This window comes from Corynebacterium tuscaniense DNF00037, from assembly GCF_000759055.1.
GTDB classification, from domain to species: Bacteria; Actinomycetota; Actinomycetes; order Mycobacteriales; family Mycobacteriaceae; genus Corynebacterium; species Corynebacterium tuscaniense.
This window is the reverse complement of record NZ_JRNG01000001.1, coordinates 16587-29308: the sequence shown is the minus strand read 5'-3', so window position 1 is coordinate 29308 and position 12722 is coordinate 16587. Positions and strand designations below refer to the sequence as shown.

Here is a 12722-nt window from a genome sequence, read left to right as displayed (position 1 = left end):
GTAAAAATAAAAGTCTAATTTCACCATCGGTCGATCATGTTGTTCGAGTGGCCCACCTAGACCTGGCGCATCACCAGTGAACTCAGCCGCACTTCACCCGCGGCATCGGAGGCATCCAAATCCACGGTGCCGTGCAGCTGAAACGCATTATCCCCCGGGGGATCTTTGATGATCTGCGTGACAGTCCACTCACGTGACTCTGTTTCTGTGAGAGAGAAATACTCAGGGCCACGCGCATCGCCATCAAGTTCTACATCGTCGTATTCGTCGAAGTAGTCGTCCATGAGTGCTGGCCAGTCCGGCTGATCCGCCAGGTCCATGTAATCCAGCATCTCCGCCAACTCCTTCTCCTTCTCATAAGCGAAGAGCTCCACGAGGCGGAAGAAGTAATTGCGCACCATGATGGTGAAAGCCCGACGATTGGCTGTCAGGGCCGTGGGGTCCTCGACGCCAAAAGCTAGTTCGCGCTCCAGATCATCGCGACTAATCGGGGTGGATTCGTCGCTCATGTGCGCCCATTCGTCGATAAGCGAAGAATCGACCTGGCGGATGAGCTCGCCGAGCCACACGATGATGTCGTCGAGTCGCTCCGTCATATACGCGTCCGGAATGGAGTGGGAAAGTGTGCGCCACGCATCGGTGAGGTAGCGCAGAACCACGCCTTCGCTGCGTGCGAGACCATAGGTAGCAATGACGTCGGAGAAGGTCATCGCGTGTTCGATCATGTCGCGCACAACGGACTTGGGGGATAGCTCGAACTCCTTCGCCCACGGGTTGCCCTGCACAAACGTCTCGTATGCGTCCTCCAACTCCTCCTTGAGCGGCTGCGGGTACGTCACATCCTCGACGATTGCCATGCGCTCGGTGTAGTCCACACCGTCGGCCTTGAGGGCTGCAATCTCCTCGCCACGTTCCTTTGATTGCTGTGCTTGAAGCAACTGGCGGGGGTCATCGAGGATCGATTCAAAAGCAGAGATCACGTCCAGGTCATAGCTTTCCGACGCGGGATCCAGCAATGTCAAAAACGCCAATGCGAAAGGCGACAACGGCTGGTTCAGTGCGAAATCCCGATCCAATTCCGCGGTGAGCGTGTACGGGCGGAACGCTGGCGAATCAGGGGTTCGCTCCACCACTCCGGCAGCGATGAGACCGCGAAAAAGATCCAACGCGGTGAGGATGTCCTTGTTCTGCTTCGCACGCGTGTCGTGGTTACCGCGCAAGAGATTCTTCATGTGCTCGTAGCCGTCCCCTGGACGCGCAATCACGTTGAGCAGCATCGAATTAGATACCTGGAACTGGCTAGTCAGTTCTTCCGGCTCAGCCTGAGTAAGGCGCTGGAAGGTGTTCTCCGACCAGGAAATCTCCCCATCACGGGCAGATTTCTTGCGAATCTTCTTCAGCTTCTTCGGATCATCCCCAGCCTTGCGGCGCAGCTTGACATTCTCAATCTCGTGCTCCGGAGCCTCCACGATGACAGTACCCTCGGTGTCAAAGCCCGCACGGCCGGCACGGCCGGCAATCTGGTGAAACTCACGGGATTTCACAATGCGCTGGCGGGTGCCGTCATACTTAGCCAGGCCCGTCATCAACACCGTGCGAATCGGAACATTGATTCCCACTCCAAGGGTGTCTGTTCCACAAATGACTTTAAGGAGTCCGGCCTGCGCAAGACGTTCAACCAAGCGACGGTACTTCGGCAGCATGCCCGCATGGTGGATACCAATGCCGCGCCGCAGCAACTTCGACAGGGTCTTGCCAAACGTGGTGGTGAAGCGGAAATCTCCCAGTGCTTCCCGGATGGCTTCTTTCTCCTCGGGGGAGACCATCGGGATTGATGTCAACGCCTGCGCCCGTTCCGTTGCTTCACGTTGGGAGAAATGCACGACGTAGATGGGGGCCTTGCCGTCCTTGAGCAGTTCCTCGATCGTTTCGTGTACCGGTGTAAACACGTAGTGGAAATCCAACGGTACGGGGCGCTCAGAGCCACCAACGAAGGTGGTTTCCCGGCCTGTCCGGCGGGTGAGATCCTCCTCCAGCCACGCTGTATCGCCGAGGGTGGCGGACATGAGCAGGAATTGTGCCTGGGGCAGCTCCAACAGTGGCACCTGCCATGCCCACCCACGCTCCGGGTCGGAGTAGTAGTGGAATTCATCCATGACCACCTGGCGGATGTCGGAGTTCTTGCCCTCGCGCAGCGCGATATTGGCCACAATCTCTGCTGTTGCGGCGATGATGGGTGCGTGGCCGTTGACGGTGGCGTCACCCGTCATCATGCCCACGTTCTCCGGGCCGAAAATCTCACACAGGGCGAAGAATTTCTCACTCACCAACGCTTTGATGGGTGCGGTGTAAAAGGTGCGCTGGCCACGCGCCATGGCAATGAAGTGAGCAGCATGAGCCACCATGGATTTACCGGAGCCCGTCGGGGTGGCCAGGATGACATTGTCACCAGCCAGCACAGCCAAGGAAGCTTCCTCCTGGGCGGGGTAAAGGACAATGCCGCGTGATTGGGTCCAGCGGATGAAGGTATCCCACACCGCATCGTCGAAAAGCGATGCGGGAACATCCTCCAGATCACTCAGTGTGTCACCGAGTGTTTGCTGGTCGCCGGCTGCACCAGTTGATTCCATGACCTGGCCTACTCGCCGTCATCCGACGACGCGTCATCGCTGTCAGGCGTGGAATCCGAACCATCCTCATAGAAGCCAAGATCCACCTGCGGATCGTGCTCCCACATCTGATCGTCTGAGGCTGGGCCCAAACCGCGCGAGCGGTCCCGGTCATCGATCGCGGCGAGGAAGTTCTCAAATGCCTCCCCAATCTCATCCCCACTAGGCACCTGAGCCTCGCCCGGCATCATCTTCTGGGGATTTTTCTTCCGGTACGACTCCATCTCACGGTCATAGTGCTGCTCAAGCTGATGCACGACCTGAGAAACCTCCTCAGAATCATTGGTCTGCTGCGTAAGCTGAAGCTGCACGCGCTCAATATCCTGCTCAATCGCACGCAGCGGAAATTGCAACTGCGAGGTGTCGGAGACGGACTGCAGCAGCTGGAATACCGCCTGCGGGTACGGCGATGCGGACACATAGTGCGGAACATGCGCGGTGTACCCGGCCACGCGACGCCCACGAGCATGAAGCTCCCGCTCAATCATCACCGAGGCAGCACCCGGCATTGAGACCATGCCGTCATAGGTGAACATCGTGCCCACCAACTCGCGGTCGTTCCCATGGGCAGACACCACCAAGGGGCGCGTGTGTGGTGCACCCATCGGGGCCGCATACAGGCAGATGGTTTTATCCACATTGAAGTGATCCACCAGATCAGCCACAGACTTAGAAAATGCCTCCCAGCGCAGATCCGGCTCCGGGCCGGAGAGAAGCAGGAAGGAAGTTCCCTTGGAATCGCGCAGGACACGCATGTCCAACTCGATGGATTCCATGTCCGTGATCTCGTGCTCACTCATAGTCACCATCGGGCGGCGCGAGCGGTAATCAATCAACTCATCATTGTTGAAAGTGGCTACCGTGCGCGAATCTAGTGCGGCCTTAAGGTGCCCGGCGGCCCCTTCCACAGCATGACCCGCATCCGCATAGCCCTGCATTGCGATGATCAAGGTGGGGCCGGAGGACGCGCCGCCGTCGACGGCGGGAGCCGGATACTCCAGCTCATACATGTGACGCTTGTCATCTGACGCCATTGAAAACATCCTCCTTCTCACGTTCTACGAGTGAACGCATACATCTTCTACAACGATGTCTGCTCACAATTTCATTCCCACCATACGGACCGCCGGCGACATGGTGTGCGACATCCCACGGGTTGGTGCGGAAAAGCGTGGGTTGTGCGGTACGCCTGTGGAATTTTCCTGAGAATTCACAGGCTTAGAAAACAAAAAACGGGCACTTTGGAAATGGATGGAACCGATTTTTGGCGTGAAGCAGTCAAAGTAGTTATGACACATTCACACAACCCGCAGAGGGAACACAATTCATCCGATCCATTCTTCGACCCATGGCTGTCTGACATACCCGTGGTCAACAGTCCTTCCAATATTATTGCCACGATTCCGGGAACGTTGGGTTTCTACCCGCAGGAATCCGTCATTGTCATTGGCCTGGTGCATGATGATGAGAATCCGGATGCCCTCATTTTGGGCCCGGTCCTGCGCGCTGACATCGTTCACGCCTGCCACATCCGCGAGACGATAGCTACGCAGCTTAATGGTGCATGCGTGACGTACCTCGGGATCATCATTACCCGCGTCCCGGATTCTGACAGTGCGCTCGCCGCTATAGACGAACTCGAAAGCATTCAATGCGGGGGAGGGCACCCGCTTATCGACGTCTGCTGGCACGTCAGCGAAATCGCCCAAGGCACCCCATACCGGATGATCTTCGGGCCGGAGGTCGCCCCTGAATGCAGTGAATGGGAGCGTGGCATCATTGGCTCAGTCATTGCCTCTCCGGCGATGCAGGCCATGCGCGACAACGGCACGTTGCCAGCGCTGTCACGCGAAGACACCTTTGCCTTCTTTGACTGCGTGCAGGAATGCTGCACGAGTAAGAAAGTAGTGAAGAAGACGCAGGCCTTGGCAGCTGCCGCCCGGAAAGAAAGTGATGAGCTCTGCCGCAAGCTGGATCGTTGTGAACCTGGCGCTGCGGACGTCGTGCGGGCAGCAGGTCGGGCTTTGCGGAACGTGAAACCACTGCCACTCGTTGGCGATGATGCGCACCCCACGCTTGAACAGCTCTTTAACGATGAAGATGAACTTCGCGCACTCGTCGCATCCCTCATTCGGGCGCCATTGCGGGACTGTCTCATCGGACAAGCAATCGATCACCCTGAAACAGCAGCAACAGCTCTGATAACCGTTGCCCGGAATTTCTGTGGCGTTATCCGCGCTAATGCATTGAGCTTGTGGGCACTCGTGGCCATCAGTCGAGGTTTGTCCTCGTGGGCATCAACGGCACTGGCGTGCGCACAAGAAGAAATGCCACAGCACTCAATGTCAGCAATCTGCTTGCAAGTCATGGCGACTGGACAACAGCAACAGTTAGTCACCACCATTCTGGAGGGGTGCGAAACCGCTTGTGCTGCGTTGCTTGCGCGCGAGACAGGAGGGGAGCAGGCGGCCTAGCCACGAGCTTGGGTGTACTCCCACGCATCGGCCACGATAGTGTCCAGGTCCGTGCGCGTGGGGGACCATCCAAGCTTTTCTTTCGCGCGTGCGGAAGAAGCGATGAGAGTGGCCGGGTCACCGGCGCGACGCGGTGCAACCTCAGCGGGAATGGGGTGTCCCGTGACGCGACGGCACGCCTCAATGACTTCCTTCACTGAGTAGCCATCGCCTGAGCCAAGGTTGAAGATTCTGTGGCTGCCGGGGGAATTCGTCTTCAGCGCGAGCATGTGCGCATCGGCGAGGTCCCGGATATGGATGTAATCACGCACGCACGTGCCATCCGCAGTGGGCCAATCATCACCGTAAATGAGGATCTTCTCGCGTTTACCCTGTGCGACCTGCAGAACCAGCGGGATGAGGTGTGTTTCCGTGGCATGGTTCTCGCCGTACCCGCCATAAGCGCCGGCAACATTGAAGTAACGCAAGCTGGTTGCCCCCAAACCGTAGGCAGTGGCGTAGGAGGTAATGGCGTAGTCAATGGCCAGCTTTGTCGCACCATAAGGATTCGTAGGGGCGGTGGGCATATCTTCCGTGATGGGCACACGCTCCGGCTCACCGTATGTGGCGGCAGTGGAGGAGAACACCAAAGAATTAACACCGTGCTCGCGCATTGAATTGAGCAGCTTCAGCGACGTTTCAAAATTGTCACGCCAGTATTCATCCGGCTTCTCCACGGATTCACCAACGAGTGACCGTGCCGCGAAATGGAGTACACCATCAACATTGCCGGCAGCGAGAACTTCATCGATCACATCGTTAATGTCGCCCTCCACCAGGTTCACACCGGGTACAACTGCATCGCGGTTACCTGTGGAGAAATTGTCTACAACCGTGACATCGTGGCCGGCATCCACAAGCACCTTGGTACATACGCTTCCCACATAGCCGGCACCACCAGTGACAACGAGCTGCGCCATGATTTAGCCCTCCAGTTTCTTCACACGCAGTGCGTGCACGATGTCCGGTGTTAGCTCAATTTCGGAGCCAGTTTCAGTTGTGACTGTCACAGCACCATGTGGCTTGCCTGTCAGTGTCACCTTGGTTCCACGGGTAATACCAAAACGACAGATGGAGGAGTACTGCTCTGAATCAAGCTGCAAAATTTCATTGATCTGCACGACTTCAGCCTTCACCGGTTCGCTGAGATCCAATTCATTCACGCGCACCCCCAGATCGAGTTCCTTGGCTGCCTCGTATCCCAATTCATCCAAAGCTGGGATTGGGTTGCCAAAGGGGGAGCGGGTGGGGTCCTCCAGCACGTCAATCAGCTTGCGCTCTACCTCTTCACTCATCACATGCTCCCAGCGACATGCTTCAGCGTGAACTTTGCTCAGATCCAAGCTCAGCACGTCCGTGAGCAGGCGCTCGGCCAAGCGGTGCTTACGCATCACAGAGGTGGCAAGCTCGCGGCCACGCGGAGTGAGGGACAGAGAACGGTCATGTTCCACGATGATGAGACCATCACGCTCCATGCGCGCCACCGTCTGAGACACCGTGGGGCCCGACTGGTCCAGGCGCTCGGCAATACGCGCTCGCAGCGGAACGATGCCTTCTTCCTCCAGCTCGTAGACCGTACGCAGGTACATCTCGGTGGTGTCAACCAGATCTCTCACAGTAGATATCCTTTTGGACTCATCGCACGACAAACTCCGGCCAATGGTAGCCGACAAACATGACCCCGGGCGTATGACAGGTAAACACCCGGCTCCTCCACCATAGAGAGTGGAAGCCGGGTGACGCATAAGAGCTTGTGTTTTAGAAAGCGTAATCGCGCAGACGATCCGCGCGTTCACCAGCACGTAGCTTGCTCATTACTTCGCGCTCAATTTGACGCACCCGTTCGCGCGACAGCCCGAACTTGCGGCCAATCTGGTCGAGAGTGCGTGGTACGCCGTCATCGAGGCCATAGCGCAAACGAATTACATCTTGCTCGCGTTGCTCGAGGCCGTTGATGATGTCATTGATGTCATCGTGCCGCAGAACAGAGACCACAGCGTCCTCAGCGTCCGCCGCTTCCGCGTCTTCAATGAAATCACCCAACGGTGCTTCTTCGTCTGCTCCCACCGGCATGTCCAGACTCACCGGATCGCGCGACTGGCGCAAAAGCATCTCGATCTTGGTTTCCTCAATGCCGGATTCCTCCGACAGCTCCTCATTCGTTGGCTCACGGCCGAGGGACTGGTACATCTCACGGCGAATGCGGGAGAGCTTATTCACCTGTTCCACCAAGTGGACTGGGAGGCGAATAGTGCGGGACTGATCTGCCATCCCACGGGTGATAGCTTGGCGGATCCACCACGTTGCGTAGGTAGAGAACTTGAAGCCCTTCGCATAGTCGAACTTCTCCATCGCGCGGATGAGGCCAAGGTTGCCCTCTTGGATGAGGTCCAGCAGAGGCATGCCACGGCCGGTGTAGCGCTTAGCCAAGGAGACGACCAGGCGGAGGTTCGCTTCCAACAAATGGGAGCGGGCCTTGCGGCCTTGCTTTGCCAAAATTTTCAGATCGCGGGTCTTCGCGCGGGTGAGCTTCACCTCAGGATCATCGAGGAGATGCTGGGCGTACAGGCCGACCTCAATTTGTTGCGCGAGCTCCACTTCCTCCTCGGCGTTGAGCAGCGCAGTCTTACCAATGCCGTTGAGATAAACGCGGACGAGGTCCGCTGACGGGTTGTCATTGGTCTGGTTACGTCGGCTCCCGCGATCAACCTTTTCCTCGTTGTCATCGACACGATCCACATCGGGTTGGGTCATGGTGATCGGGCTCCTTTAAGTCTCGCGAATCTAACCTATTAACGCCGGACCGCACAGCTTTGTTCCCTAATGGTAAAAACTTCTGTTTTTGCTGCTCACATTGGCTTCAACGAGGGTTCAATGTGGGCCCGATGTAGGAGCAAACGTGTTTAAAACCTACCTGTTGGACTTTAGCAGTTAACGCTCAACATTCAACAAGAACGGTGAAAGGACCTGAATTTACAGAAGCGACATCCATCATCGCGCCGAAGCGTCCCTGTTCGACATGAATGCCACGCTCGGTCAACGCTTGGGCGATTTTGCCAATGATGGGTTCCGCGTCAGCGCCCGGGGCTGCTTCAGACCAGGAAGGACGGCGCCCTTTCTTAGTCTGGCCCATGAGCGTGAACTGGCTCACCAGGAGCACTGGCGCGCCAGCATCTTCTACGGAGACTTCGCCTTCTAGAATGCGAAGCTCGGCGATCTTGCGGGCCATCACCTCCCACGCATCTTCGCTGTCATCGCGGCCGACGCCTACTAAAGCAAGGACACCGCCGGTCCCCGGGCAGTCGATAGCGCCAACGATCTCCCCATCCACGGTGACAGAGGCTTGGGTAACGCGAGTAAGAACGGCCTTCATACAGGTTTTCTCCTTCTAAGCGCTGTGGCGGCTAATCAGGTCAGTGGGTAGGACGAAACCATGTCGGATTAAATCGACGATGATTCCGGTGGCCTCAACAGCCAGTGCTTCTTCTTGTGCATCATCCAGCCCCTGCGCTGCCGCCCACAGTCCCACTATTTCACTCAGCGGTAAGCCATCAGGGTTCAGCCCAGAGACAATGGACGCCACAGCATCATCGATGTCGTGGGTGAAACGTGGGCCATCCGTGCGGGTCAGGCGCTTCACCTTCTGCTCAAAGCCCATACCTGTGTGCACATCCGCCACACTTACGTCTTCCAGTGCGACGCCAGGACGCACCGCATAACGCGCCTGCAGAATGTCTTCTTGGGAAGATCCCCGCAGCCACTCTATCCGTGTGAAGTATTCCTCTACTTCAGGGCCAAGAGGATCGGTGAAGGGCTGATCCAACGTTTCAAAGGTAAGTTCGCTCGGGGCATCTCCAATATTCCTAATGAAGATCCAGCCGAAGCCCACCGCCCGTACACTGGCATCACGGAAGTGCTGCAGCCATGCACGGGTGCGTTCGATCCCATCCTCGGAGCGCGGATCAACTGATTCATCTTTGAGCCAGGTGGACACATACAAAGCTGGATCAACAACGTCACGTTGGCACATCCAGGCGGACACGCCCGTTTGTGGGAACCAGGAGGCCACGCGGCGGTCCCACGGCTCATCATCAGCATGAATCCATGCGCCCAGAATGAACGCCGTGCCATTGGGTGAAAGATGCTCCGGCACTTTCTTCACCACCAGCTCGCTGGCGCCGTCCAGGTTCAAGCCCGAATCTCGGTACACGTGGCCCACTTCCGGAAGGCCCACCACAAATGGGGGATTGGCCACAATACGGTCGAATTTCTCCCCGATCACAGGCTCAAACCAAGTGCCTTCGCGGATATCCACGTTGTTCACACCGGCACCGGCCATAGTGGCTCGCGCGAAATCCAGCGCGCGTGGATGCACATCCGTAGCCACCACACGTTGCGCGCATCCAGACTGCGCCAAAGCCTGAACACCGGAACCGGTGCCAAGATCCAAGACGGAATCCACAGGAGTCAGTGGGGTAGCGGACAGCAGGGACAAACTCGCAGCACCCACACCAAGAACATGGTCTGGTCCTGGAACATGTTGTGTCACCGAAGCATCACAATCAGAGAACACAAACCTGTCTTCGCCAGCGATCACGTGCGGGCGCACATCAACGGCAATAACCACGTCGCCGGAGGTGGTTATGGTGGCCCACCCGCCGTCGATAAGCGCTAACGCAAGACGTGGTGACAGTACATCTGCAAGTTTCGCTGGCGTGAAGGGCCGGCGCAAAAGAAAAAAGCGAATCAGATCTGACAGACGTGAACCATCACACGCAGCCAACACCGCGCCGGGTTCACCCCGGTAGAGCGCATCCGTGGCGTCTGGGCCCAAGTGTGCTGCGATGGAATCAGCTGTGAGGCCTGCCTCATGCAACTCCCAGGTCAATCCACGCGCAATGTCTGCGGAAAAAGCTGCGGACACGATGTCGCCTTTCTACCGATGCCTAGATGTGATCGATTGTGCCTGGATTCTCATCTTGCTCGCCACTGTCTGTGCGTCCGGAGGAGAGCTGTGCCTGCTGGTGTGCAACAAGCATCTGGTGGCGCGCGGCAGCTGGCTTATACACATTCTGTGTCCGCTTGTCCCGCACCTCATTGCTGTCGTTGGCGATGACCACTGAGATCCATGGCAAGGGGATGGAAATGCAGAAGAAGACGAGCGCGAGCCACCAGTTGTGCCACCACAACACAGAAGCGATGGACAGCAACACGAAGGGGATACGCAAGCCCTGCAAAATCAAATACTTGGTTTCGCGCGAGCGACGATTCTCCGAAGGGGAGCGGCGGGCACTGGTGATCAATTGCGCGCGACGGTGGAGAAGCGTCCTGTGTGGCCTCGATGTTGCCGATGGCTGTGTCTGACTGGAATCCGTTATGGCAGCATCGACGACGATGTCGTCGTCATTGTCGCCGCGGGCAGTGCTCATAGGCACCAAGGGTAGACCGGTGCCCACGGCTTATGCGACTTGCCGCGGGGATGGGGCATGATGGTGTCTGTGAGTCAGACAAGTACGAAAACGATCGAACGGCCCGATGTCCGCGAAGATACCTCGCAAGATAACGACACTCCGAAGTTTTTCCACTACGTAAAGAAAGACCAGATCGTTAACTCCGCTGTCTCCGGCGCCATGGTTGTCGCCCTGTGTGGGGAGACGTTCCCCGTGCGTAAGCAGGCGAAGCCAGGTTCACCCGTCTGCCCGGACTGTGAGCGGATTTTCAAGGGGCTGCGCAAGAAGTGACCCACGCCGTCGCGGGGCCGACTCTTCGTCTCTGGCAGCAGGAGGCCCTTGATCAATTCTTCGCGCACAAACCCAAGGACTTCCTTGCCGTGGCTACGCCCGGTGCCGGAAAAACCACGTTTGCACTCACGCTTGCCAGCATGCTGCACACGGATAAAACCGTGGAGCGCATCATCGTGGTGGTGCCCACAGAACACCTCAAGGTGCAGTGGTCGCAAGCGGCAGCCCGGTTCGGATTGTCGCTTGATCCGGCGTTTACTAACTCGTCTGCGGTGAACCCTGCCTATGACGGTGTTGTGGTCACCTACGCCCAGGTGGGCATGCACCCGTTTAAGCACCACGCAGTAGCAAGTGCTCGCCGTACGCTGGTGATTTTGGATGAGATCCACCATGCTGGCGATGCCAAGAGTTGGGGCGACGGTGTGCGCGAGGCGTATAACGATGTGGAGCATCGTCTTGCGTTGACGGGTACGCCTTTCCGTTCTGATGATTCGGCGATCCCCTTTGTGCGGTATGACGAGGATGGGGAAGGCCACCTAGTCTCCCAAGCTGATTACACCTACGGCTACGCGGAAGCCCTCAAAGACGGTGTTGTGCGTCCCGTGGTCTTTCTGGCGTATAGCGGTGAGGCGCAGTGGCGGGATTCTGCGGGCGAAGAATATTCAGCCCGACTGGGGGAGCCTCTTGATGCGGCGCAGACCGCACGCGCGTGGAAGACAGCCCTTGACCCGAAGGGTGATTGGATCGCTGCTGTGCTGCAAGCAGCGCATACGCGCTTGCTGAAGATTCGCGCGAATATGCCGGATGCAGGTGGGCTCGTGATCGCCACCGACACGACTACCGCGCGTGCGTACGCGAAGATCTTGCAAAAGATCAGCTCTACGCCCGTCACCGTGGTGCTTTCCGACGAACCCGGGTCCTCCAAACGCATCGACGAGTTCTCTGCCTCCCAGGACGAGTGGATGGTGGCGGTGCGCATGGTTTCTGAAGGCGTGGATGTCCCCCGCCTCGCCGTGGGGGTGTATGCCACTTCTGCCTCCACACCGCTGTTCTTTGCCCAGGCGATTGGCCGTTTTGTCCGTTCCCGCATGCCCGGCGAGTCCGCTTCGATCTTCCTTCCCTCTGTCCCAGTGCTGCTGCGCTTGGCCGAGGAAATGGAGGTCTCCCGCGACCACGTCTTGGGCAAACCTCACCGTGAGCAGGGCTGGTCCGATGAACTGCTGGAGCAGGCTAACCGCCAGCAGACAGAGCCTGATGAGGAGCCAAGCTACCAATCCATTGGTGCTTCTGCTGAGTTGGATTCCCTGATCTTTGATGGGTCCACCTACGGTACGCCCACTCTCGCCGGAACACAGGAAGAACAAGACTTTCTTGGCCTGCCCGGTCTATTGGATGCAGAGCAAGTGAAAACTCTGCTGCGCAAGCGCCAAGCCGATCAGCTTGATGCCCGTGAGGCAGAACAGAAAGCACAACAAAAGGCGGCGCAGGAGGCTGCGGAGAAGGCGCGGCTGGGGCACGCGGGAACGTCGATAAGCGAAAGGCCTTCAAGTGGCGTTGCGTCGGAGGACATCCCGGCATTGAGGCAAGAGCTCAACACGCGCGTATCCATCGTTGCATCACGCACAGGACGACCGCACGGTGCGATCCACACTGAAGTGCGCAAAGCATGTGGTGGTCCGCCCACCGCACTGTGCTCCGCGGACCAACTGCGCGAGCGCATTGCGTACCTGCGAGATTGGTAACTCCTCGGAGCCGTTGTGAACGAGCACCAGGGAGCCGGGGGGAGTAAGGAAGGCGGA

11 protein-coding genes are annotated in these 12722 nt (G+C 57.8%); 3 read left to right on the top strand and 8 right to left on the bottom strand.

The window, feature by feature from the left end; genetic code table 11:
- Positions 1-56: 56 nt before the first annotated feature.
- A complete protein-coding gene (locus tag HMPREF2129_RS00140; RefSeq protein WP_052092429.1) occupies positions 57-2630 on the bottom strand; it encodes a DEAD/DEAH box helicase in 2574 nt (857 codons plus the stop codon).
- A gap of 8 nt (positions 2631-2638) precedes the next feature.
- Positions 2639-3703, bottom strand: coding sequence for a PAC2 family protein (locus HMPREF2129_RS00135; protein WP_034661427.1), 1065 nt, complete (start codon positions 3701-3703; stop codon positions 2639-2641).
- Positions 3704-3958: 255 nt separating this feature from the next.
- Between HMPREF2129_RS00135 and HMPREF2129_RS00130 the strand changes: the two genes are divergently transcribed.
- Positions 3959-5143, top strand: coding sequence for a DUF4192 domain-containing protein (locus tag HMPREF2129_RS00130; protein ID WP_170253082.1), 1185 nt, complete (start codon positions 3959-3961; stop codon positions 5141-5143).
- On the opposite strand, the gene galE is transcribed toward HMPREF2129_RS00130, so the two are convergent.
- The 6 genes from galE to HMPREF2129_RS00100 all read right to left on the bottom strand — a co-directional run bounded on the left by galE (position 5140) and on the right by HMPREF2129_RS00100 (position 10611).
- On the bottom strand, positions 5140-6102 hold the full coding sequence (gene galE, locus HMPREF2129_RS00125; RefSeq protein ID WP_034661423.1) for a UDP-glucose 4-epimerase GalE: 963 nt from the start codon (positions 6100-6102) through the stop codon (positions 5140-5142). The genes HMPREF2129_RS00130 and galE overlap by 4 nt on opposite strands.
- A 3-nt stretch (positions 6103-6105) precedes the next feature.
- On the bottom strand, positions 6106-6798 hold the full coding sequence (locus HMPREF2129_RS00120; RefSeq protein WP_034661422.1) for a metal-dependent transcriptional regulator: 693 nt from the start codon (positions 6796-6798) through the stop codon (positions 6106-6108).
- A 142-nt stretch (positions 6799-6940) separates the two neighbouring features.
- Positions 6941-7936 carry a sigma-70 family RNA polymerase sigma factor gene (locus tag HMPREF2129_RS00115; RefSeq protein WP_034661419.1) on the bottom strand — a complete coding sequence of 332 codons (996 nt, stop codon included), beginning with the start codon at positions 7934-7936 and terminating at the stop codon, positions 6941-6943.
- A 184-nt stretch (positions 7937-8120) separates the two neighbouring features.
- Entirely contained in the window at positions 8121-8555 is a 435-nt protein-coding gene (gene dtd, locus HMPREF2129_RS00110) for a D-aminoacyl-tRNA deacylase (protein WP_034661418.1), read from the bottom strand.
- Between the two features lie 15 nt (positions 8556-8570).
- Entirely contained in the window at positions 8571-10106 is a 1536-nt protein-coding gene (locus HMPREF2129_RS00105; protein WP_034661416.1) for a DUF7782 domain-containing protein, read from the bottom strand.
- A 22-nt stretch (positions 10107-10128) separates the two neighbouring features.
- Positions 10129-10611: a DUF3099 domain-containing protein gene (locus HMPREF2129_RS00100; RefSeq protein ID WP_084576375.1), complete on the bottom strand. Its 483-nt coding sequence runs from the start codon at positions 10609-10611 to the stop codon at positions 10129-10131.
- Between the two features lie 60 nt (positions 10612-10671).
- Between HMPREF2129_RS00100 and HMPREF2129_RS00095 the strand changes: the two genes are divergently transcribed.
- Both HMPREF2129_RS00095 and HMPREF2129_RS00090 read left to right on the top strand, forming a co-directional pair.
- Positions 10672-10923: a DUF3039 domain-containing protein gene (locus HMPREF2129_RS00095; protein WP_034661631.1), complete on the top strand. Its 252-nt coding sequence runs from the start codon at positions 10672-10674 to the stop codon at positions 10921-10923.
- Positions 10920-12665 (top strand): DEAD/DEAH box helicase, encoded by a 1746-nt coding sequence (locus HMPREF2129_RS00090; protein ID WP_034661415.1) that lies wholly within the window; start codon positions 10920-10922, stop codon positions 12663-12665. The genes HMPREF2129_RS00095 and HMPREF2129_RS00090 overlap by 4 nt, the downstream gene beginning before the upstream one ends.
- Positions 12666-12722 lie beyond the last annotated feature (57 nt).